The sequence below is a fragment of the Saccharothrix sp. NBAS 001 genome (assembly GCF_056640475.1).
In genome coordinates this window covers 6681593-6703158 of the sequence record NZ_CM153251.1, presented here as the reverse complement: position 1 = coordinate 6703158, position 21566 = coordinate 6681593, and the positions used below count along the sequence as shown (strand labels likewise).

General features: G+C 67.5%; 16 protein-coding genes. 10 read left to right on the top strand and 6 right to left on the bottom strand.

The window, feature by feature from the left end; translation table 11 throughout:
- Nucleotides 1-22 precede the first annotated feature (22 nt).
- On the top strand, nt 23-271 hold the full coding sequence (locus AC0HI0_RS28750) for a DUF397 domain-containing protein (RefSeq protein ID WP_480926627.1): 249 nt from the start codon (nt 23-25) through the stop codon (nt 269-271).
- 76 nt (nt 272-347) lie between these two features.
- On the opposite strand, the gene AC0HI0_RS28745 is transcribed toward AC0HI0_RS28750, so the two are convergent.
- On the bottom strand, nt 348-677 hold the full coding sequence (locus tag AC0HI0_RS28745; RefSeq protein WP_480926626.1) for a hypothetical protein: 330 nt from the start codon (nt 675-677) through the stop codon (nt 348-350).
- Nucleotides 678-683: 6 nt separating this feature from the next.
- Complete coding sequence (locus tag AC0HI0_RS28740; protein ID WP_480926625.1) at nt 684-932, bottom strand: hypothetical protein; 249 nt, start codon at nt 930-932, stop codon at nt 684-686.
- A gap of 219 nt (nt 933-1151) precedes the next feature.
- On the opposite strand from AC0HI0_RS28740, the gene AC0HI0_RS28735 reads away from it, so the two are divergent.
- From AC0HI0_RS28735 to AC0HI0_RS28720, 4 genes are all read left to right on the top strand, one after another.
- Nucleotides 1152-2387, top strand: coding sequence for a helix-turn-helix transcriptional regulator (locus AC0HI0_RS28735; protein ID WP_480926624.1), 1236 nt, complete (start codon nt 1152-1154; stop codon nt 2385-2387).
- A 26-nt stretch (nt 2388-2413) separates the two neighbouring features.
- Nucleotides 2414-3298, top strand: a complete 885-nt coding sequence (ribD, locus tag AC0HI0_RS28730; RefSeq protein ID WP_480926623.1) for a bifunctional diaminohydroxyphosphoribosylaminopyrimidine deaminase/5-amino-6-(5-phosphoribosylamino)uracil reductase RibD — start codon at nt 2414-2416, stop codon at nt 3296-3298.
- Between the two features lie 127 nt (nt 3299-3425).
- On the top strand, nt 3426-3674 hold the full coding sequence (locus AC0HI0_RS28725) for a transcriptional regulator (protein ID WP_480926622.1): 249 nt from the start codon (nt 3426-3428) through the stop codon (nt 3672-3674).
- Nucleotides 3675-3694: 20 nt separating this feature from the next.
- Nucleotides 3695-4333, top strand: coding sequence for a tetratricopeptide repeat protein (locus AC0HI0_RS28720; protein WP_480926621.1), 639 nt, complete (start codon nt 3695-3697; stop codon nt 4331-4333).
- A 58-nt stretch (nt 4334-4391) separates the two neighbouring features.
- Here the strand turns inward: AC0HI0_RS28720 and AC0HI0_RS28715 are convergent, their stop codons facing one another.
- A complete protein-coding gene (locus AC0HI0_RS28715; protein ID WP_480926620.1) occupies nt 4392-4775 on the bottom strand; it encodes a 2'-5' RNA ligase family protein in 384 nt (127 codons plus the stop codon).
- Nucleotides 4776-5669: 894 nt separating this feature from the next.
- Here AC0HI0_RS28715 and AC0HI0_RS28710 point away from each other — a divergent pair.
- The 4 genes from AC0HI0_RS28710 (at nt 5670) to AC0HI0_RS28695 (ending at nt 11786) form a co-directional block, all read left to right on the top strand.
- Nucleotides 5670-8048 carry a hypothetical protein gene (locus AC0HI0_RS28710; RefSeq protein WP_480926619.1) on the top strand — a complete coding sequence of 793 codons (2379 nt, stop codon included), beginning with the start codon at nt 5670-5672 and terminating at the stop codon, nt 8046-8048.
- A gap of 323 nt (nt 8049-8371) precedes the next feature.
- Complete coding sequence (locus AC0HI0_RS28705; RefSeq protein ID WP_480926618.1) at nt 8372-9451, top strand: ABC-three component system protein; 1080 nt, start codon at nt 8372-8374, stop codon at nt 9449-9451.
- Entirely contained in the window at nt 9448-9939 is a 492-nt protein-coding gene (locus AC0HI0_RS28700) for an ABC-three component system middle component 2 (RefSeq protein ID WP_480926617.1), read from the top strand. Before AC0HI0_RS28705 ends, AC0HI0_RS28700 begins: the two co-directional genes overlap by 4 nt.
- Entirely contained in the window at nt 9927-11786 is a 1860-nt protein-coding gene (locus AC0HI0_RS28695; RefSeq protein ID WP_480926616.1) for a hypothetical protein, read from the top strand. Before AC0HI0_RS28700 ends, AC0HI0_RS28695 begins: the two co-directional genes overlap by 13 nt.
- A 792-nt stretch (nt 11787-12578) precedes the next feature.
- On the opposite strand, the gene pglX is transcribed toward AC0HI0_RS28695, so the two are convergent.
- Nucleotides 12579-16076 (bottom strand): BREX-2 system adenine-specific DNA-methyltransferase PglX, encoded by a 3498-nt coding sequence (gene pglX / locus AC0HI0_RS28690; RefSeq protein WP_480926615.1) that lies wholly within the window; start codon nt 16074-16076, stop codon nt 12579-12581.
- A 143-nt stretch (nt 16077-16219) separates the two neighbouring features.
- Between pglX and AC0HI0_RS28685 the strand changes: the two genes are divergently transcribed.
- Complete coding sequence (locus tag AC0HI0_RS28685) at nt 16220-16495, top strand: hypothetical protein (protein WP_480926614.1); 276 nt, start codon at nt 16220-16222, stop codon at nt 16493-16495.
- 1010 nt (nt 16496-17505) lie between these two features.
- Here AC0HI0_RS28685 and AC0HI0_RS28680 read toward each other — a convergent pair.
- Complete coding sequence (locus AC0HI0_RS28680) at nt 17506-19167, bottom strand: DUF6119 family protein (protein ID WP_480926613.1); 1662 nt, start codon at nt 19165-19167, stop codon at nt 17506-17508.
- Nucleotides 19164-21341: a helix-turn-helix domain-containing protein gene (locus AC0HI0_RS28675; protein ID WP_480926612.1), complete on the bottom strand. Its 2178-nt coding sequence runs from the start codon at nt 21339-21341 to the stop codon at nt 19164-19166. Before AC0HI0_RS28675 ends, AC0HI0_RS28680 begins: the two co-directional genes overlap by 4 nt.
- Nucleotides 21342-21566: the final 225 nt, after the last annotated feature.

The following is a 21566-nucleotide window of genomic DNA, read 5'->3' as shown; positions in this document are numbered from 1 at the left end:
CGGCACGCGAGGAGAGGAGCCGATGTTGATCCACCCGATGTCGCAGGGGCGAGGAGCCTCAGGAGGGTCATCTGCGAGTGGCGAGGAGCTGACAGGGTGGCACAAGTCCACCCACAGCGATCCGAATCAGTCCTGCGTGGAGGTCTCGGGCAACGGACCCGTCATCGGCGTCCGTGACACCAAGAACCGGTCGACCTGCACCTTGTTGTTCTCGAAGGCCGCGTGGAAGTCGTTCACCTCGAATGCCGTCGGGGGTCGATTCACCGCGTGAGCCACGCCGTGCGTGGGTGTCCGGCGTTGTCGGACACCCTGCCCGTGCAGCCATCGACCGGCCGGACCCGACCGCCTCAGGTTGCGCTGTCAGGACGGGCTTGGCCGCGGTCGGCCCAGACGACATGCGCTGTCAGGTCCTGCTCGGCGAAGTGGGTCAGCGCTTGGTCCGCTTGGTCGGTGACGACCCAGTAGGTGCCGTCGACCGAGATCGCCTGTACCTGGCCGGGAAAGGCGAGGCCCCACGCCGCTATGCCGACGCCACCGGCCGGGCGGTCGTGTTCGTAGCCGACGGCGAACAGTCGCGGAACGCACAAGCTCACCAGGTTCCGCAGGGCCGCCGGTGGTGCCGAGACTTGGGGGTGCTGCCGCCCCGGTGGCTGAACAGCCATGGTGTTCCCTTTCATTCAGTCCTACTCCGGCAGGTCCCGCTCTCGGCCGGCGTCGCCGGCCGAGGGTGTCCTGGTCCCGGCCTTGCGGCCGATCAGGTGGCCCAGTTCCAGCAACTCGTGGCTCAACTGGTGTTCGACGGTGGCCAGCGGAATCGTGTAGTCGGTGGTGCACAACGGATCGGCTTCGTCCATCAGGCGTGCGCAGTACCGTCCGAGGAAGGTGTTGGTCCGGGTGGTCCTGGCGATGAACTCCAGTTCGTCCCTGTTCACCGTTCTCGGTCGCGTCCGGCGTCCCGGTACGCGTCCGGTCCCGAACTGCTGCTCGCTTGAACGCCTTCACTCGGCTGCACGACGGCCTCCCTGCTCGACAGCGCGTTTAGGTTGCGGGGTTATGCGACCAGGACCGGCTATGATTACGGAAGGATGCAAGTCGACTACCAGGAGTTTTGCGTCTGGATGTCGTGGATCTGGGCATTGCGGAGCGAATCTATGAGCGACGTGCGCGACTCGTCCGGTGAAGGGCGTCCCGCCGCCGTCCGCCTGGCGGCCGAGATCAAGGCCCGCCGTAGTGCGGCCGGGCTGAGCCAGCCCCAGTTGGGCGCCGCGATCGGCTACACGCGTCAGTACGTGTCGACGGCGGAACGCCCCGGGCAGAACCTCCCGTCGTTCGAGTTGGTGAAGGCGATCGACACCGCGTTGGGCGCGGACGGGGCGCTCATCGCTCTGCGTCAGCTCGCCAGGCGCGAGCAGCACGCGTTCCGCAACGGATCGGCGCTGTCGGCAGAGGAGGGCGCCACGTACCGGGGTCGACGTCCGGTGCCGCGGGCCGCACCCGCGTACCTCCCGGATCTGGCCGACCACCTGCGCGAGCAGTGGCACCTGCTGGTGAAGACCGACAACCTGTTCGGCCCGCGGTTCGCGCTCGGCCCGGTGCACAGTCATCTCCGGTTGGTGCGGGAGGCGATGCGTGCCGCGCGGGGTCCGCTCAGGCGGGAGTTGGTCCGGTTGGCGGCCCGGTACGCGGAGTCGGCGGCGTGGCTGCACGAGGACGCCGGCGAGGACGAGTTCGCCCGGTACTGGTCGGACCGCGCGATGCAGTGGGCCCACGAGTCCGACGACCGGCGGATGCTGTCCTGGACCCTGTTCCGGTGCAGTCAACAGGCATCGGCGGCGTCCGACGCCGCGCGGACCCTCGGGCTCGCTCAGGCCGCGCGTCGGGACGAGGTCGACTTGGCTCCACCGATGAGGGCGGCGATCGCCCAGCAGGAGGCGCACGGGCACGCCTTGGACGGGGACGAGGTCTCGGCCCAGAGGATGCTGGACGAGGCGCACGGGTGGGCCGCGTCGGACGGCGTCGGCGATGCCCGTGACGGTCATGGTTCGTTCTGCACGCCCGCCTACCTGGAGTTGCAGCGCGCGGCGTGCTGGCTGGCCGTCGACCGGCCGGATCGCGCGGTCCTGGTGTACGAGGAGGCCCTTCCGGCGCTGCCTCCGGCGTACCGGCGCGATCGCGGGCTGGCGCTGGGCGGGTTCGCCGCTGCGGCGGCTCGCGTCGGCGAACCCGAGTACGCCGCGCACCTGGCCGGTGAGGCGTTGGAGATCGCGCACAGCGCCGGCTCCGTCCGCACGGAGAACGCGCTGCACAAGGTCTCCGACCTTCTCGCGCCGCACCGGTCGATACCTGCGGTGGCCGCGTTCACGATCCGGCTGGGTGCCGGGTCGTGACCGTGTCGGGGGTCGAACTCGCGGCGATGCGGCGCGCGATCGCCCTGTCCGCGTTCGGCCTGGGCCGTACGAGCCCGAACCCGCCGGTCGGCTGCGTGGTCCTCGACCCTGGGGGCCGGGTCGTGGGGGAGGGGTACCACGAGCGCAAGGGCGAGGCGCACGCCGAGGTGAACGCGCTGGCGGCGGCGGGAGATCGTGCCCGGGGCGGGACCGCGGTGGTGACGTTGGAACCGTGCAACCACCACGGCCGGACCCCGCCGTGCCGTCAGGCACTGATCGACGCCGGCATCGCACGGACCGTCGTCGCCCTGATCGACCCGACCTCGCGGGAGGAGGGCGGTGCCGCCCGACTCGCCGCGGCCGGGGTCGACGTCGAGGTGGGGGTGCTCGCCGACGAGGCCCTCCTGGTGCTGGGGCCGTGGCTCGATGCGCAGCGCACCCGCCGCCCGCACATCACCTGGGCGTACCGGTCAGGCCCGGACGGGCGTACGGGCGTGCTCACCGACTCCCAGATCAGCGTGTTGTCTGCGGGAGTGGACGTGGTGATCAGGGGAGACGGACACGTCGCCGAAGCGGTGCCTGGGGCCCATCCCGCCGACATCTTCCACCTGCCCGCGCTTCCTCCCGGAACTTCGCGCGACGAACTGGTCGACGCGCTCTACAGCGGCGGGACACGATCGGCGCTCCTCGTGTCGGACCACCGGTACGCGGAGCTCTTCCTCCGGCGAGGGCTGGTGGGAGAGGTGGTGGTCCTCCTCGACGTCACCGGGCCGTCGACCACCCCGTTAGCTGATGGGGCGTCCCTGCTCCCACCGGGGTTTGCGCTTCATCGGGTGGCCAGATCCGGAGATGACCTGCGACTCGACGCCCGACGGCACGGACCGGGGCAAATCGCCAGGTCGGACAGTTGACTCCTTCCCCGGGACCGAGGTGAGCCGCTCTGATCGAGCCCTTGCGGGTCCCGGCGGGGCGGAGGCAATGGCCGCGGTCTCGCTCGTGATCCGGCTGTCCACTTGAGACCGCGGAGGGTCCGGGGCTGTGCTGAACACGATCAGACTGCGTCGTAGCGCGTTCGCCAACGCGTCGTCGCTGGCCGGCTATCCGTCGGACTACGCCCTGGCCAAGGCCATGGGCCTCAACCGGTCCACGCTCGCCCGCGTGCGCAACGGCGACCTGCGACCCGGACCGGCCTTCATCGCCGGCGCGCTCACGGCGTTGAAACCACTGCGATTCGAGGACCTGTTCGAGATCGTGTGCGACCAGGCGCGGGTCGACGCGACCCGGTGAACCAGGAGTCCGGTGCCGGTGTGTCACCGTCCGGCCGCAGCGTCCTGAGTCTCCTGCGCAGGCCCTGTTTCGACGGCGCGAAGTCCGCCCGTGCACGAGAGCACTGTTCGTCGGCTACAGGCGAAGGGATGATGGCGTTGGCTGTGGATCGTGTGCGGGATGATCGCGAGTCGCCGGTCGCGGCGTTGTCGTCGTTGGCGGTGACGTATCGGTCGCGGGGGCGGATGCACCGGGTGATCGACTGCGCCGACGGGATCCTGGAGGACTGCGTGGCCCGTCGCGACGAGCGCGGTGTCGCATTGATGTTGGGCCACCTCGGGTGCCTCATGACCGAGGTCGGCAGGCTGGACACCGCCGTCGACTACCTCGATCGTGCGAAGACGTTGTTCGGCAAGCTGTCGGACGCGCCCGGCATTGCGCGATGCCACGTGCAGATCGCGCGAGTGCGCTGGGCCGCCGGCGACGAGAAGAGCTTCGCCAGTCACCTGCGACGAGCACTCGCACAGGAAGGCGGCCTGGACCGACACCTCGCCGAGCAGGTCCGGGCACTGCTGGTGACCCCGCGCGGAACCGCCCTGCCCGACACACCGTGGCCTGCGTTCGGCGACCCGCGACACCGCCTGAATGAGCCGGTGGTCCTGCGCGCCTCGACCAGGTGACGAGTCGATGAGATGAGGTGCCGGAGCGGCCTTGGTGGGGCGGTGTGGCGTGATGGTTTCAGGCGTGTCCGAGTTCGACGGAGGCGACGTCGGTCCATCGGTAGGCCTTGTGGTCCCGGTTGAGGTCGATCAGCGATACGGAGGACACGGTGACCTGGGCCGTGTGGTGGCCGTGGGTTTCCAGCGTCTCGGCGGCGGGTTCGGCGGGGCCGGCGGTGTTGGAGTAGCCGAGGCTGACGTGCGCGCGGAATCCGTTCTCGGGCTCGGGGACGTTGTCGGTTTCGCACACGTCGCCGATGGCGGCCCGGATGGCCAGCCGCAGCTCGGCGAGCGGTTCCAGGGGCCGGGCGGGCATCTGGACGGTTTCGGGGTCTACGTGGGCGGGGCCGATGGTGACGGTGAACGGCTCCAGCCCGGCGCACCGTCTCCTTGTGGCCTGCACGATGCAGTATTCTCCTCGATGTTATTCGCGTGACAGGGTACTGGGCCGTAAGGAATCTTCCGCCAACGCTTTGCCAACTATTTCCCTCCAACTCGGTCAACCGAGAGTGCCTGCAAAAATGCGTATTCCCGGGCCTGTGGTGGCCGGGCTCGCACTCAGTGCGGGTCGGGCCCGGGCGGCGTGATGAACGAGCCATTCCGCACTTCGCGTGTGGCCTCCTGAGGCGCCTGTCGCCTCAGGAGGCCATTGATCACTCGGGCGCAGACCCGGGACTCAGCAGGGCTTTATTCCCCGCACCCCTGCCCAGCCGGCGATGACGCGCGTCCTGGAAACAGTTTGCCCCGGACCAATGGTGAGACACGGCTCGTCCGTGGTTCCGGCCAAGTCCAACTTGCGCTGCACCGTGTAGGAGTGACAATTGCGAATGTCGTAGTAGACGACCTTCAGCGGGCCGAGGGGCACGTCACCTACCGTGTAGCTGAGGCCGCACGGCGCCGCCATCGCCCCGGAAGCGCCCGAAACGAGCATTCCGGAGGTCAGTACCCCGATTGCAATTGCGGAGGCGGCCACGCGCCTGAATGACATTTTCACATCTACCGTCCTTTTCGGTCGGGTCGATCTTTCGTTCGCCGACGATCCCTTGTGTCTGGTGTTCGGTCTGCCGAAGAGCGCCGTTGTTGCCGCGTGCGGCGAGGCAGCGCACCCCAGGTCAAGAATCGGGTTTACGCACGAGCCTGCTGAGGATCCCTCGGCTCGGCGGGGCCGGAACCGGATCCGAGCCCGTCCCTGATCCGGTCGTTGACACTAGCGACACCCGAGCTCCTGACCAGCCGGATCGCGTCCCCGGGATATCCCCGGGATGATCAGCATCGGCCCTGCGGCAAACTGGGAACCGTGCGACATGACCCCTCTCGGACTCGTGGCGACCTGCTGGCCGAACTGGAGCGCGTGCGAAAGCTCCTCAAGTGGTCGCTCAAGACTCTCGGCGAAAAGACCGGGGCAAGCGACACCAGTTGGAACTACTGGCTCAGGGGAGTGCGGCCGGTCTCCGACCACTTCGTGGTTCGCGCAGCAGAGGTCATGATTCACGCACTGGGTCAGAAGCTCGAACCCGGAGAGGCCGGCCGGGACGACCTTCAGGTATTCGACGAGGCCCGGGAATCGCTCCGCCTGGTCCGCGAACACTGGACACGTGCACCCGACGCGGGGTCGACAGCGCAGGCGCCCGGTCCGCCATTGCCGAGTGCCGAACTCGCAGAGGCGGCCGACCGGCTGGCGATCGAAGTGACGAGCCAGTGGACCGCGGAGGCGGACCATCGCCGATTACGCACCCCGATGCCGGTGCCTGTTCGCTGGCAGTGGGCCAAGGGGATGACCAGCAGTGTGGAAGTCGTTGCCAACGTGCCACCTCGCCGAAGACCGCTGTTCCGACCCCTGCCCGAGTTGAGCCCCGTCAGTCCGGCGAGCTTGCGGGGCGGTGAGTTGCGGGACTTGTTCCCCGTCTGCGCCGGGACTGATTCGGGGCGAACAGTGATCCTCGGCAACGCGGGCTCGGGGAAGTCGGCCAGCGCGATCCTGACGCTGCTCGAAGCGCTCGCCCACCGTGCGGGACTGGTCGCGGAGCAGCGCGCGACCGTACCCGTGCCGGTTCTGTTCACCACGAGCGGCTGGGATCCGGGCGATCAACGGTTGGGCGAGTGGCTGGCTGAGCGGCTGGCGGCAGATCACCCGTTTCTACGCGCTGAAGTCCTGGGTGCAGGCACGGCTGCCCAACTCGTTGCCTGCGGCGGGGTTTCGCTGTTCCTCGACGGTTTCGACGAGATGGACCCACGGCTGCGCGCGGCGGCGTTGGACGAGCTCCGCAAGCCCTCGACCTTTCGATTGGTGCTCCTGACCCGCACGAGCGAGTTCGCCGACGCGGTGGTCGCCGGCGAGCACATACATGCGGCTGCCGCGCTGGAGCTGTTACCGGTCTCGCCGGTCGACGCTGCCGCATACCTCAACGGATTGAACCTCGACGGCAGCGAGCCGCAGTGGGCCCGGCTGACCACCCACCTGAACGAGCACCCGGACAGCGCCGTGGCCCGTGCGCTCGACTCCCCGCTCGCTCTGACCCTGTTGCGTGATCACGCCGATGCGGACCTGATCCAGGACCTGCTCGCCCCTGGCCGGTTCGGCTCCCGCGAGGAAGTGGAGAACGCGCTGCTCGACCGCTCCGTGGGCGACGGCGAGCGCCGAACGCCGCTGACCTTCATCGCCGCGCGGATGCTGGCGCAGGGCAACATCCGCGACCTCGCGTGGTGGCAAATCCATCGATGGCTGAACCGGTGGCACGAGCGCGCGGTGCGCGCGAGCGTTCCTGCCGTCATGGGGCTGATCACGGGTGCGTTGTTCGGACCTGTCATGTTCGGACCACAGGGCCGCTATGTGGTCGACGGGTCCACCGGAGCCGCGTTCGGCGTGGTCTACATGTCCGCGATCGGGCTGATCTTCGGCTTGTTGACCGGGCTCACTTCGGAACTGCGGCACTCCCGCCGGTTCACCAGGGTCAGCGGGAACGTCGCCGCGTTCAGCCCTGGTGCCGGATTGACCATCGGGGTGGCCACCGTGGTCGCCGTGGGAAACCAAACGCACTGGGTGCTCGGGCTCTTGGCGGGAGCTGGGGCGGGTGTGGTGGTCTGGCGTTGGGCGACCAGGGCGGCACCGCCACCGGGCACCGGCGAACGCACAGGGTGGATGTCTTACGTCCGCCGGTTCCACCTGCTGTCAGGTCTGGCAATCGGGCTCCCCGTCGGGCTGGCGTACGGATTTACCGACGGAGCGCAACACGGGGTCGGCGCGGGTCTGACCACAGCGTTCATCTTCGGACTCATGGTCGGCTTCGCCCGCCCCTCCACCGAAACCGCCACCGATCCGCACCTGGCGTGGGTGCAGGACACGAGGCACGCCGTCCTCTTCGGCATCACCGGCGGGCTCGCCTTGGGCCTGCCGCAGGGGATCAAGCAGGGGGTGCTGCACGGACCACTCGCCGGGGGCATCGCCTTCGTGGCGATCACGGTCATGCTCGGCCTCAGTCTGGGTATCGGTTCCTCCGATGCGTGGCGAACCATGCTGGTATGCCTTCAACTGCGGCTACGCGGCGTCCGCATCTGCGGTGTGTCCTTCCTGGAGGCCGAACGGGACCGCCGCGTGCTGCGAACCGTCGGGGCGCTCTACCAGTTCAAGCACCCGCGCCTGCAGGACCGACTGGCAGCCGGCCAACCCGTCCAGTAGCGCTGTGCGCCGAGATCCCGTCCGCAGGAGTCACTGCCCTCACGCGTGAACCACCTCGCATCCCAAGTCGACGTACCTGGACTCCACCAACTCCGGACCCTCGCCCCGGGCACCTGAACATCCGGAGGTCGGCAGAAGCGGACGTACGCCACGCGATGGCAGGGAGGCGGCTTCGGCCGAGCCGTCGAGTCGATCTTGTCGCCTGGCTTCCGGCCACGAAATCCTTCGCTGCGGACGCGTTCGCTTCTAGCCTGTCCGGATTAGGATGCGCAGTCGATCAGGAGTGCGGAGGTAGGACGCAACATGACGATGGGGAGCAGCAGGTGAGTGGCCGGGTGGCGGTCAGCGCCATGCCCCTGCCCGTCGATTCAACCCGGTCCGTGGTCTTGGATGGTCCGCCGATTCCGCCTGCGGCGCGTCTCCGGTTGTACACGCCCGACGAGTGGGAGGAGTTCATCCGCGAGTGGGCCACCGCACTGGCTGAGGACTACTTCCAGATCAAGCGGCTCGGTGGGGCGGGTGACAAGGGTGCGGACATCGCAGCGTTCAAGACCGACCGGGAGTTCGAGGGGCCGTGGGACTGCTTCCAGGCCAAACACTACAAGGAGCCCCTCGGCTACGCCGTTGCCGCGGCCGAGATGCTCAAGGTCTTCACATCCGTCATCGACGGTGCGTACTGCCTGCCCGAGAGCTACCAGTTCTTGGCACCCAGGGGGTTGTCGACTCCGTTCAACATGATGGTCAGTAAGCCGACCACCCTGCGGAACAAGTTCCTGGACCGGCTCGTCGAAGGCGACGCGCTCGTGAAGGAGCTGGACAACGTGATGCTCGGCGCGGTGCGGGATTTGGCGGCGGTGACCGACTTCGCCATGTTCAGGTCGGTGGAGGTCTTGGACGCGCTGGAGACCCACAATCGAACCCGGTGGCACGCCGCCCGGTTCGCCACGGCGCTCCCTGCACGGGCCGACGGAGAGGTCCCGCCTGAGGAGTACATGCCCGTCGAGGCCCGCTACTTGCAGCAACTCCTGGCCGTGTATCTGGAGCGTCACCCGGACAAGATCACCACCCTGGACTCGGTGGCCCGCGTACCGAAGCTGAGCAGGCACCTTCAGCGGCAGCGGGTGAGTTTCTTCCGGGCGGAGTCGCTCAAGGCGTACTCCGCCGGAGCGGTGCCTCCAGGCACCTTCGAGAAGCTCCAGGAGGACATCCACGCCGGGGTGGTCGACGTGGCGGAGGGTGACCACGCGGACGGCTACGCGCGGTTGGGGCAGGTCCTGACCCAGGTGGGCAGCCTCGACCTCAGTCGCCACAAGCTCATTGACGTGACCGACATCGACGACCGCAAGGGCGTCTGCCACCAGCTCGCCAACGACGACCGGCTGACCTGGGTGGAGGAAGCATGAGGGTTCCGCTCAACGGCCCACTGGAGTACGGGGTCCGAGTCCTGGTGATGTTGACCGAGGCATATCCGGAGCAGCTGGACATCAACCACCTGGTCCTGCTTGACCACAGCGTGCTGCACACCGCCGAGCTCGGGGGGCCACCCAGCATCCACCCCGCCCACGCCATGCACGCCGGAGAGCTGGGCGTGCGGCGGGCGAGCATCGAGGAAGGGCTGCGGGTCATGATGCGTGCCGGGCTGATCGACATGCGCGCGTCGGGTGCCGGCATCCGCTACGAGGCAGGGGACGAGGCGCACAGTTTCGTCTCCGCGCTCGCGTCGGGCTACATCGCCCAGTTGCGTGACCGCTGCCGGTGGGTGGTCGAGCGGTTCGCTCCTCTGCCCGAGGAGGAAGTCCGACGGCAAACAGCTGCGATCTTCGGCAGTTGGCACGGCGGCGGAGTCGACAACGGCGACGGAGAGAGGGGTACGGGCTCATGGAGCGGCTGACCCTGCTGCATCTGACCTTCATCGGCCCGTCGGTCAACCCGGCGACCGTGGATTTCGGGCCCAGCCTCACGTTGGTCCGTGGTCCGTCGGACACCGGGAAGTCCTACATCGCCGACAGCATCGACTTCATGCTCGGCGGCTCGGCACTGGAGGACATCCCGGAACGGGTCGGTTACGACACCGTGCTGCTCGGCATCCGCCTGCCCGACGGCGAGGACATCACCCTGTCCAGAGCCACCCAAGGGGGCGGCTTCCGGCTGTTTCACGGCGACCACCGCGCCTATCCACTGCCCGCCAACGGCGAGATCCTTGCGGAAAAGCACAACGCCAAGAATGCCAGGAACCTCTCGCGCTTCCTCCTGGACAAGATCGGCCTGGATGGAAAGTTCATTCGAACGGACGGCGCGGGGAAGACGATCTCGCTGAGCCTGCGCAAGGTGTCCCCCCTGTTCCTCATCGGTGAAACCAAGATCCAAGCCAAGACCGCACCAGTGGTGACTGGGCAACACACACTCCGCACCGGAGAAATCTCAACGTTTCGCCTCCTCCTTCAAGGCGAGGACGACTCCGCGATCGAGCCGGGTGAATCGGCACCCGAACGTCGCCGGTCCAAGCTCGCCAAGCACGACGTCATCGACACGCTGCTGGCCGAGCTGCGTGAACAGCTCCAGACCGAGGAGACGCTCCAACAGGTTGTCGACCGGTTGGGGCGGCTGAGGACGACAATCACCGAGTCGACCGCCGCGATCGAGCAGACCGCCACCGCAAGGCACCAATGGGGACAAACGCTGTCCAACAGCGAACGACTCGTCGTCGCCGCACGGCGCAGCCTCGCCGAACTCGACGTTCTCGATGCGCGTTTCACCCTCCTGCACGAGCAGTACACCTCGGATCTGGCACGACTGGAAGCCGTCGCCGAGGCCGGATCGCTTCTCGGCTACTTCACCCCGGGGCGCTGCGTGTTCTGCGGTGCCGAGCCCGCACACCAACACCTCAACGAGGACTGCGCCGACGACACGACCGCGCTGGCCGAGTCCGTGCGCGAGGAGCAACGCAAGACGACCGCGCTGCGCGGCGACCTGCTTCATGCCATCGACGGGTTGCGCGTCGATCGTGCGGAGAAGGCCGCGCGCCTCTTGGCATACACGGATCGGACAACCGAGGCGCGGTCGATGATCTCGCGACTCGACGACATGCTCAACCCTCGACAACATGAGCTCAACGAGGTGCTCGGCTTGTCGTCGCAGCTCGAACGCGACGCCGAGACCATCCGCCGAATCCAGCGACTCGAAACCCTCCGCGTCGAGATCGAGAATGAACCAAAGCAGGACACGATCGCTCCCACCGCAGGACTGCAACGAGGAGCTGTCGACGACCTGTCACGCATGATCGCGGCCCGGTTGCGGGCCTGGGGCTTCCACGACGCGGACAACACCAGTTACAGCTTCGAGGCCCAGGACATCGTCTCGGGCAGCCAACTGCGCTCCGCCCACGGCAAAGGTGTCCGCGCTGTCCTGCATGCCGCGTTCACCATCTCACTCGCCCAATACTGCTTCGACAACGACCTACCCCACCCAGGCTTCGTCGTGCTCGATTCGCCCCTGGTCGTCTACCGCCCCCCGGACCCTGACGCCGAACCCGACGACAGCGGCGACGTCCTCGACACCACCAGCCTCGCGGGCCGGTTCTTCGCCGACATCCAATCGAACTTCTCTGGCCAGATCATCATCCTGGAGAACCAGAACCCGCCGAACGCCTTGGGGGTCTGGGCACGGGACATCTCCTTCACCAAGAACCCGACCCGCGGCCGCTACGGCTTGTTCCCCCACCCTCAGCCGGCGGACTGACAACCCGCCCGACCAGATCTACTGACCCCGCCCCGTCCAGGACGTCGACTCGACGCCAACCCTATGCGTCCCCCGAGCGGGTGATTTTCGAATCACATAGTTGATCTCCGCTGGGCGGAGCCGCGTGACGCCGCTCGTGACGCGAAACGGAGTCAACGGCAGGGGCAGGCGAGCCATACGTGATCTATGGTGTTGCTGTAGTCGCAGGTAGAAGCTGGTGTAGTCAGCGGCGGTCGCCCTCCGGAGGCGGGTGCGCAGGTTCGAATCCTGCCGGGGGCACTCAATTGATCAAGTGTTTCCGCAACTCAGCCCAGGTCCCCTCGGATGGCCAATGTGGGTGCGGAAACATAGATTCTCAGGTCAGCCCAAGTCTGTTCGGTGCCCTGCGGGGCGTGCCGAATGTACTTTGAGGTTGTCGTACGGCCTGGGGCGTGGTAGAGGTTCCGTCCGCTGACGGCATGACAGCATGTGCGCAACTGCTAGACGCGTCCGTCCATGGCCGAGGCCCTGGACATCGACGTCCTCGACGTCTTGTCGCGATGGACGTGCTCATCGAGCGGAGTCTGCGGTTGAGGAGTCGGGCTTCGGCGACCTGGCCGACCTGATGAACAGGCAAACTGCTGGCCGAACTGTCCTGCCGCCTACCAACCCACTGATCACGATCACCACCCCCGGCCAGCCGCGCCGACGGGTCGCGGCCGGCCACGTTGTTCCCGTCACGCCTGAACGCCCGCCGAGGAGAGTGGCAGGTGACCCGCGACTTCTAGCCGGGATGGGCGAGCCCCGGCACCTCTAGTGCGACCGGAGTGCCGGGTTCTTCGGCGGTCTGCCTCGGCGAGACTTCGCTGGCCGCCACGCGCGGAGTTCGTCGGCGGTCGCATCCCACCGCTGTAGTTGCCAGTTCAGGAAGTCGGTGACGTCCGCACCGGAGTCGCCGGCCGTCGACCAGGTCATCCACGGCAACAGTTCCAGCAGACCGGCGAGCAAGGGCAGGGCGGAACTCCGGTCGAGGGCATCGGCTGACGCGAGGAGTTCCATCAGGACGGCGGCGCGTTGCCGTTCGTTCCACCCCGCCCACCCGAGCAGCATTTCCTTCCTTCCTGTGGCAGACGCTCGCGGGTAGGAGATGAAGCGTTCATGCGGCACGTCGAACTTGCCGCGCAGGCGCCAATAATCGATCTTGAGGTAGTCCGTGTAGGAGTAACGGGGAGGCGCCGGCGGAAGCGAAGGACCAGCTGATCCGGTGACGTCCTTCTCGTGCTGGCGCTGCCACACGTGTTCCCACTCCGCGCGCTTGGCGAGGCCGGACTCACGTACTCGCAGCGCCGCCAGGTAGGGCACGTGCTCGCGCTCGACGCAGGACGCGATCACGTCCACGACAGGCTTGCCGGGCGCGTAGAGCGTCACGACCTCCGCGACGGCAGGATCGCCGGCGACCTGTCGAGCGAGTTCCGCGACCGTTAGTGGCCGGGGCGGCGTCTCGCTCCCGTCAAGGGCGAACCAGTGTCGCGAGTCCTCGCACCGATCGAGGATCCAACTTTCGAGCGCGGTGTCCTGGAGGTCCTCCCAGGAGACCCTGGTCCACCGCCGCTTGTACTCCGGCCGTTCCACCAGGTCGAGTTCGGGGTTGTCGCGAATGGCTCGGACGCGGCGTTCGACAATGTCCTGGTACTCGGCCAGCCACTCGCGTGGCACCTCGGTGGTGATCGCAGCGCCTTGCCGCTCGAACCAGGTCGTGGTGTTTTCTCCAGCGCGTGAGCGCTCGGCCAGCACGAGCTCGAACGCCCGCTCGCCAACCCTCAGCTCGGGGACCACATCGGGGTGCGCGACCAGGTCTTCGCCGCGAGTGAGACCGTAGAGGCGGTAGACCTCCCAGTCGAGTTCCTCCTGCAGAGCGATCATCGTCGCTCGCACGGAGTGCCACCGCGCCTTGGCGATGGCCAGCCGCTCGGCAGTCGGCGGACCCGCCGCGAGAACCTCGCTCGGTTCCAGCGAAACCAGTTCTCGTGCGAGCTCGGCGAGGCGTGCGCCCGACCGCGTCGGGAGGCTCCGGGGAAGCGGAAGCCCTCGCAGGCGAGACGGCGCGAACTCGTAGATCTCCATCCACGGCTCCGCGGTCACGGACGACCCCGGCACGACGTGCCGCTTGCTCTGGCTGTGTTGCTTCAGCCAGAAGCACGCGGCAGAGCTATTGAGGAGCCCGAGGAGTCCGACGTGGTCCTCCTCCGTGGCGGACCTCGGCAGCTTGATCACGGGAGCAGAGGTCAGGGGCATCGCACGGTCGCGTGACAATGCGAACTGGTTGTGCGTCGCGACCCAGGACAGTGTGATCGACAATTCGTGCGCATCCGGCGTGTAAGTCACCTGGTGCCAGTCGAACCAAGCCCTGCCGTCCTCCTGGTAGGAGCGGCCGGAGTAGTTGGAGCGCGCGAGCAGGCTCGTCCGATACGGCCACAGGCGGCGGAGGTGTCCGGGATACCGCCTGATGTCGATCAATCCGCTCCATCTGTCCTGCGGGCAGAAGGCGACGTTCACGGGCTTGGCCGTCCAGTCCCTGACTTCCGAGCCGGTGATGACCGGAACGAGCACGTCACCGCCCTCGGCCCCGATGCGCTCGAAGTGCCGTGGTGGGGCAACGAACACGGAGTCCGAGCCTGTGGTGGCGGCATAGCCGATGCGGATCGCACGATCGCCGAGCGACTCACCGCCCGCCATCCGTTCGAGCAACCCGGCGGTTCGCGGCGGGGAAAGGCTCCAGGGGTGGACGGCCAGGTCGGCCCGGCCGACGGTGAAGGAGGAACTCCACTCCGAGCTCCGCCCCGCTTCCCATGACTGCCGCACGATCGATCGCCACACGACACCGTCCTCGGGGTGGTCGGGAAGTGTCGGTTCGCTGCGGAGTCCCGCGACGACGAGGATCTCGTCCTCCGGGGTGGGTTGGCGGTTGCGTCCGATGAGTACGACCGTCGGTGTGCCACGGTTGGGGATGTACGCGCCGCACGTGTCGAGGACGTGCGTCAGGGTCGCACGCTCACCGTAGAAGTCCTCCACCAACCTCTTGCCGAACTCGCGCTTCATGAATGTATTGGAGATGAACTGACCGACGTGCCCGGCCCGGTCGTCCCTCGCGGCCAAGTCGAACATCAACTCGGCGAACGGGACGGTGAGGGCGAAGTGCCCTGTGCACGACGAATACCGTTCCCGATAGCGGCTCGCCAGTGCCTTGTCGGCGACCGTGATGTACGGCGGCTCCGACACCACTACGTCGTACCTGCCTGGCGTCAGCATTTCGCCGAGCCGCCCCTGTTCGTGGCCGCCCATGAGGATGTCGGCGGGAGGAGGCAGGAGCGCGTCGCCTACCACGACGTTGAAGTCGTGTTCGCCGGGCAGTGGGTCACCGTCCAGCAGTCGGAGCGCCGCGACGAGGAGCCGGAACCGCGTGATCATCACCGCAGGAAGGTGGCGATCCACCCCATGTACGGTTCGGAGCGCGCGAAGCACGCGTTCTGCGCGGGAGGCCGTCGGTTCCCGCTGCTCCCACGCACGAACCACCCGTTCGAAGGCGGAGAGGAGGAACCGACCGGATCCACACGCCGGGTCCATGATCCGCAGTTCGGCCGGATCGTCTTCCAGCCGGGGGTTCAGCGTGTGGTCGAGGACCAACGACACCACCATTTCGGGCGTCGTCAGGAGCATGTACCGATCACGTGCCGACCGCGATAGATCTTGGTAGAGAACCTCGGTGAAGTCCGTCGCCAGGTCGACGTCCCGGAAGCGGTGGACGGCCGCACCATCGGCGTCGACTCGCCTCCAGAAAGCGATCAAGCGATCGGCGGCCGCCGCTGAGATCGGACAACGCGCGAGAATATCGACCGCGTCCCCCAGCACGTCGACGCCACCGGGCCGGGACAGGCGGCGGAACACTGCCATCAAGAAGTCGGCAGGTGTCGATGACGGATTCTCTGCGAACCAACGGGTCTGCCCCGTCTCCGCCGCACGAACACCGTCTTGATCCGCACCCGACAGGAGAAGCACCCCCGGCAGGATCTGGTTGTCCTCCGCATATCGCACGAAGACCGAGGCCAGCACCCAGCACACGGCGGCGCAGTCCACCTGTTCGTCGACCCATGCGGAGAAACCCGTCCCGATGCCCGTTTCGTGCACCAGACGCTCGTATGTGGCACGCAGCGCGTTGGCGTCACCGGCATGGCCGATGTTCCGGTGCAGGTCCGTCTCGACGGCTCGCACCTCGTCCAGCAGTTCGGCGAGCAGCCTGCCCGGGTCCACCACCTGATCGCTCCTCCACGGCGGTTGTCGATCGCACCTGCCGCTTATTTTTCAGACCGTGTTAGTAGCTAGGCTGCTAGCCTAGCACCGCGCTCGCCTGTGTCGGTCTGTCGCCGGGGGCGCTCCTCGCGCTGTGGAGACCCGATTTGGAGGGCGCCCTGTTGAACGCCACATGGCTCCGGCTCATGGTGTTGCCGCTGCGCGTGGTGCCGGCCCTGCTGCTTGTGATCTTCGCGGGAGTGGTCGGATTCGTCGCGCTGTTCTGCCCTCCGGACCGGAGGGACTACGCACTCGATCTCGTGAGCACTTGGACGACCGCTGCCTGCATCATCGCTTTGGGGCAGAGCAAGGTGGCTCTGCCCGCCGGCTCGTCCAACCAGCAGTCCAAACCCGGACGAAGCAGATCTCTGGCCACAAAGTGAAGCCCTGCGGATCAACCCGCTGGAAGCGATGGGCGTAGTCCAGCCGTGCGCCTGCGGCGAGGGGTCCGCAGCTCCAAGCTGGGCGGCGTGTCGCTGCCGCTGTGTCCCCTCACTGCCGTCGCTCGGCCGCCAACTCGACGCAAAAGTCGATCACGGACTTTGCGACGGCCAACAGGGTGAACGGCAGCAGGCCCAGGAGACGGACCCGCCTGGATCAAGTGCGGTACTTGTTCGCGACCGCCGGAAGCGGATCGGACACGAACACTACGTCAACGGCCCGATGGCCTGGTGTGGATGCGGTACGTGCCGCACCTGCGGCACGAATGCACAGCTCGTGCCGGCACGCTGGTCAGTCCGGTGACCGGAGCTCGAACCGCGCCTCGATCAGCAAGGAGCCAGTGCGAAGCCGCTGGTCAGCCCAGGCCCCATCCTTTGGTGCTCCTGCCGGGGCATCCACCTTTCGCCGGGTAACTCAGGCCCTGAGCTGCGGAAACGCGCTCGGTGCCCGAACTTTTCAGTCTGTCGCCGTCAGTGGGAATCTGCCCCTGTTTGCCGCCGTCCGCGGACTCACCACGGACTGATCTTGAACACGGCGAAGGCCCCCGAGGTGGTCCCCGAGGGCCTTCCGCCTGGGTCGCGGGTCATGCTTCGAACAGACCCTCGATGGTCTTGTTCGAGGTCTCCCGCTGCCCGTCGATGCACTTCGCGTAGACCTTCAAGAGCGCGTCCACCGAGTGTCCGGCGCGCTCCGCGACCTCGGTAGCCGGGACGCCCCTGTTCAGCCGGAGCGGCACTGCGGCGTGCCGCAGGTCGTACGGTCGTGCGGCCGGCGGAGATGCCACTGGGGCAGGCGTAAGGGCATACTGACGGGCTTCCTCCCACACCCGGTAGTAGGCGCTGGGGAGAAGGCGCAGAGCGGTCGAGGTGGCAGTCCGTGCGCCACGGCTGCAGGGCGGTGCTCGCAGCGCCTTCGGGTTAGTCCAGCTCGCGCGAGGCTGTCCCGCTCTCGGCTACGGGATCACCGAGATCCACATCGGGATGCCAAGGCGCTGGAAGATCATTGTCGCCGAGGCCAGCTCGGACTTGGCGAAGGAGAACAACGAATCCACGCTCAGCGGTCGATCGCCGCGGTGTATGGCGTAGACGACGGCGCTCGGGCGGTTACCGAGAACCTCGGCACGACCGGGATCGAGCTCGTTCACCCTGTCGACGAACATGTCCCATGTGGACTTCTCCACCAGGTTCTCCACGGCAACGATGCCCTGGGCGAACAAGTGACTCAGCGGGCCCGAGCCGGTCCGCGCGTTCACCCGCTTCACGTGGATCAATTCCTGGTTCGGCCCGAGCAGGTCGCAGGCCTCAAAGCCCTGTCTCCCCGTGGGACGCAGGAGCTTCCGGTCCAGGCACAGGAACCCTTCCAGGGTTCCGGCGTGCAGGTTGTACGTCTGTTCGTCACGTTTGCCCGCTGCGTCGGGGGGCGCTTCCCGCCAAGCGGGTAGCTGCCATGGCGGGTCGGACCTGAAGGCGGTCTCGATGACGCGGTCGACGTGGCCGCGGTACTGGTCGGTGAGGTCGTACCAGTGGCCATCGAGCAGGACGAGGCGTTTTCCGCCTGCCAGGTCGACCTGGGCGGTGAGCCAGTGCAGTGCGGTGACGTCGTCGCCGAGGCGGTCGTCATCCTCGGAGTAGCCGGTGATGTGACCGGACTTGAGGACATCGGTGTAGGAGTCGATCTCCGCTTCCGCCAACCCGTGGCAGATGTCGGCGAGTGTCAGCTCGCTGGTATCGATTGTGCTCCGGCCCACCTTGCCCCGGTAGCTGACGACATCCGGTCCTGCGTGGTACGCCGCCGGGTAGGCGACACTCACCGAGTCGGCTCGGTCGCGCAGGTCGCGTCCCAGGCGTGCCCATGCCTCGGGGAGGAAGTCGGCGTCGGATGGGACTCGGCTGATCCAGGTGAGCAGCTCCAGTTCCGGCGACGGCGGCTCGCCCAGGACTCGTCGGATCTCACGGAGGTCGTCGATGAGGTTCACCGGGTCTGATGGTATTGGCAGCCGAATGCGTTTGGTGCAGTCGATCGTGATGCGACGTTCCGACTTGCGGACTTGGCTGATCCGCAGGGACTGCGTCGACCTGATCCGGCCCGCGATCTGACCCACCAGTTCTGCGTGCTCGCGGATGCCGAACGACCAGAGCGAAGTGCCGCCGGGAACGGTGTTCCGGTCGACGCGAGCTTTGCTGCTGAAGTGGGTTCGGCTGATGGTCCGGACGGCAGCCGAGTCGAGCACCCGCAGGGCCATGTTCAGCCCGAAGTCGTGGTCGATGGCGCCGGAGCGCAGCATCCGCCAGCCGCCGCCGAAGGTGAGGGCGAAGGCATCCTGGCCGACGCGGACGAACAGGATCGCCGAGGACTGGCCGCCCCAGAAGTTGAGCGATGTTCCGGTCAGACTCTCGATCAGTGCCACCCATGCGACCCTGGTGGGCTCCGGGCTGCCCGTCACGAGCAGGGCCTCGTTGCCGAGCTCGGCGATGGGTGCCGCGGCGTAGGTGTCGTCGGCGCTGTTCTTCGGAGGAGCCCAGCAGTCCGCGAACGCGATGCCCGGACGCAGGCGGTAGAGATTCGCAGTCCGAGTCGACTCCGCGGTCGGCGCGCAGATCTCCACCGCGGTCACTTCCGGCCTCCGCGGTCGAGGTCGTGGTAGGTGGCGGCTTCGACGACGGTGGCGGGGTTGACCCAGACCGACTGCGCGTCTGCGTGCCGCCACAGGTCAGCGGCACGGGACGAGCGGCCCTGGCGGGACTGGACGTTGCCCAGGCCGAGGAGGGCACGGGTCATCTCGTAGCGGCTGTCCGCCTGCGCGGCGAGTTCGACGGCTTCGCTGTAGTGGCGGCAGGCGTCGTCGAGACGGTCTGCCTGGAAGTCGACCCAGGCCAGGCAGTTGGTCCCCATGGCGACCTCCAGCGGTTGCCGCGCTCGGGCTACCGCCTCGCGGGCGTAGTCGGCGGCAACGTCGTGCTTGCCCACCGCCGCCGAGGCGAACGCCAGTCCGCGCAGGGCGATCAAGGTGTTGCGGGTCAGGCCGGCAGACCGGTAGTAGTCCAGCGCGGCGTCGAGGCCGGTGATCGCCTCCTCGGCGCGCCCCTCGTACAGTCGCACCCAGGCGAGGCTGGAGCGCGCGTCGATCTGCCCGCGTTGGTCTCCGAGCTCCGCGTGGATGGTCTGGGCTCGCTGGTGCGCCTCGGCGGCCTCGGCCAGATCACCCGTTTCCACGTGGGCCATACCGAGGCTGTTCAGGATCATCGCTTGGGCGACCTGATCGCCCAGGGAATCCGCGGTGGCGAGGGCGGTGCGGTGGGTGGTCACCCACGGCTCGAAGAGGCGGTCGGCGAAGAAGAACCCCCGTAGGACGAGCGCGAGCTGCCAGGACCGTGCGTTACCGGCCGCCAGCTCGACCACGCCGGTCAGCATGGGCCACCACGCACGCAACCATGTCCTCGCCGTGTCCGCGTCATGGAACGGGAGCCGCGCGGGAGGTGGCGGTGTGCTCGGGAGGTGGCGGTGCGGTTCGATCAGGCGATCGGCGGCCGCCGCGGCACCCAACGCGATGTCGATCAGCCGCGAAGTCGCGATTTGGCGGTCCCGGTCGTCCGACTCGGATGTCGCGCAACGCACGGCGAACGCTCGAACCAGGTCGTGCAGCCCGATGTCACCGTGCTCGTCGCGGGTGATCAGATTGGCGTCGTGCAACCGGTCGAGGACTTCGCCCACGGGTGCGTCACCCAAGTCGAGCCAGGTGTCGACGGACCATTCCGCGATGGTTCCGTAGGGGTGGATGGTGAGCAGGGCCAAGAGCTTGCGCTCGACGGGCGGAAGGCTGCTGTAGGACAGGACGAGCACGCCCGTGATGCTGCGTTCGCCATCGTCCAGCGCGGTCAGGAGACTCGTGCGGCGGTCGACAAGCGCGGCGAACCGGGCCGCGGTCCACGACCCGGTGGCGAACCTGGACGCCGCGATCCGGATCGCCAGCGGGAGCCCACCGCACTGCCGTACCAGTCGCACCACGGTATCGTCGTCGACCGAAGGACGCTCACCGCAGATCGCGCGGAACAGGGCGACCCCGTCGGAGTCGTCGAGCATGCCGAGCGGTACGCGAATCGCCTCGTCCATCGCTGCGAGGTGGTGTCGGCTGGTCACGATCAGCCTGCTTGACGAGCCCACGGGGCGGAGCGGAACGATCTGGTCGGTAGACCTCGCGTTGTCCAGCACGACCAGGACGTTGCGCGTGGAGAGGATGTCGCGTGTCATCGTGATCCTGTCGTCCGGGTCGGCCGGGATCAACTCGATGTCGGTTCCGAGTTGGCGCAGCAACCGGTACGCCGTGTCCGCGGCGCTCAGCGCAGGCTCGGCGGAGTAGCCCCGCAGGTCCACGAACAGGGTGCCGTCGAGGAAGCTCGCCCTCACCGCCTGTGCGGCCCTGACCACGAGCGTGGTCTTGCCCGCACCACCGAGGCCGGTGACGACGACGACGCGGTTGTCGCGCGGCGCGGCGATGACGTTGGTCAGCAGGTCCAGCTCCGGCCCGTGACCGACGAAGTGACGGGTGGCGGTAGGGAGAGCCGAGCAGTGCACGGCCCGGGTCTGCTCGGTGGTGAACAGCTCCAACAACTGCCCGTTCGCGCGGAGCACGCGATCGTAGGCGTTGACAAGATGGAGCGAGGGGGCCTCCTTGTTGTTCTCGATCTTGCTCAGATGCCCCTTCGTGTAGTCGATCATCCTGGCGAGCTCGGCCAGCGAGTGGCCGCGCCGGTCGCGCCAGCGGCGCAGGTCCGAGCCGATGTGACGCATCAGTGGACTCTCCTGTGGTGATGGGTAGTGATCCGGTCCACGACCCGCAGTCGTGGACCGGACAGGCGACTAGCCGAGCAGGAACAGCAAGGGGTCCAGCACGGTGAGGATCAGGTGCGTGTGCATGGGTCTTCCCTTCGGCGGAGCGTTCGCGCACGCCGTCGTTCGACAGGCGAATCGCTGGTGATTGGGTCGGCCGATCGGTCGACCCAATCCTGGGCGGGC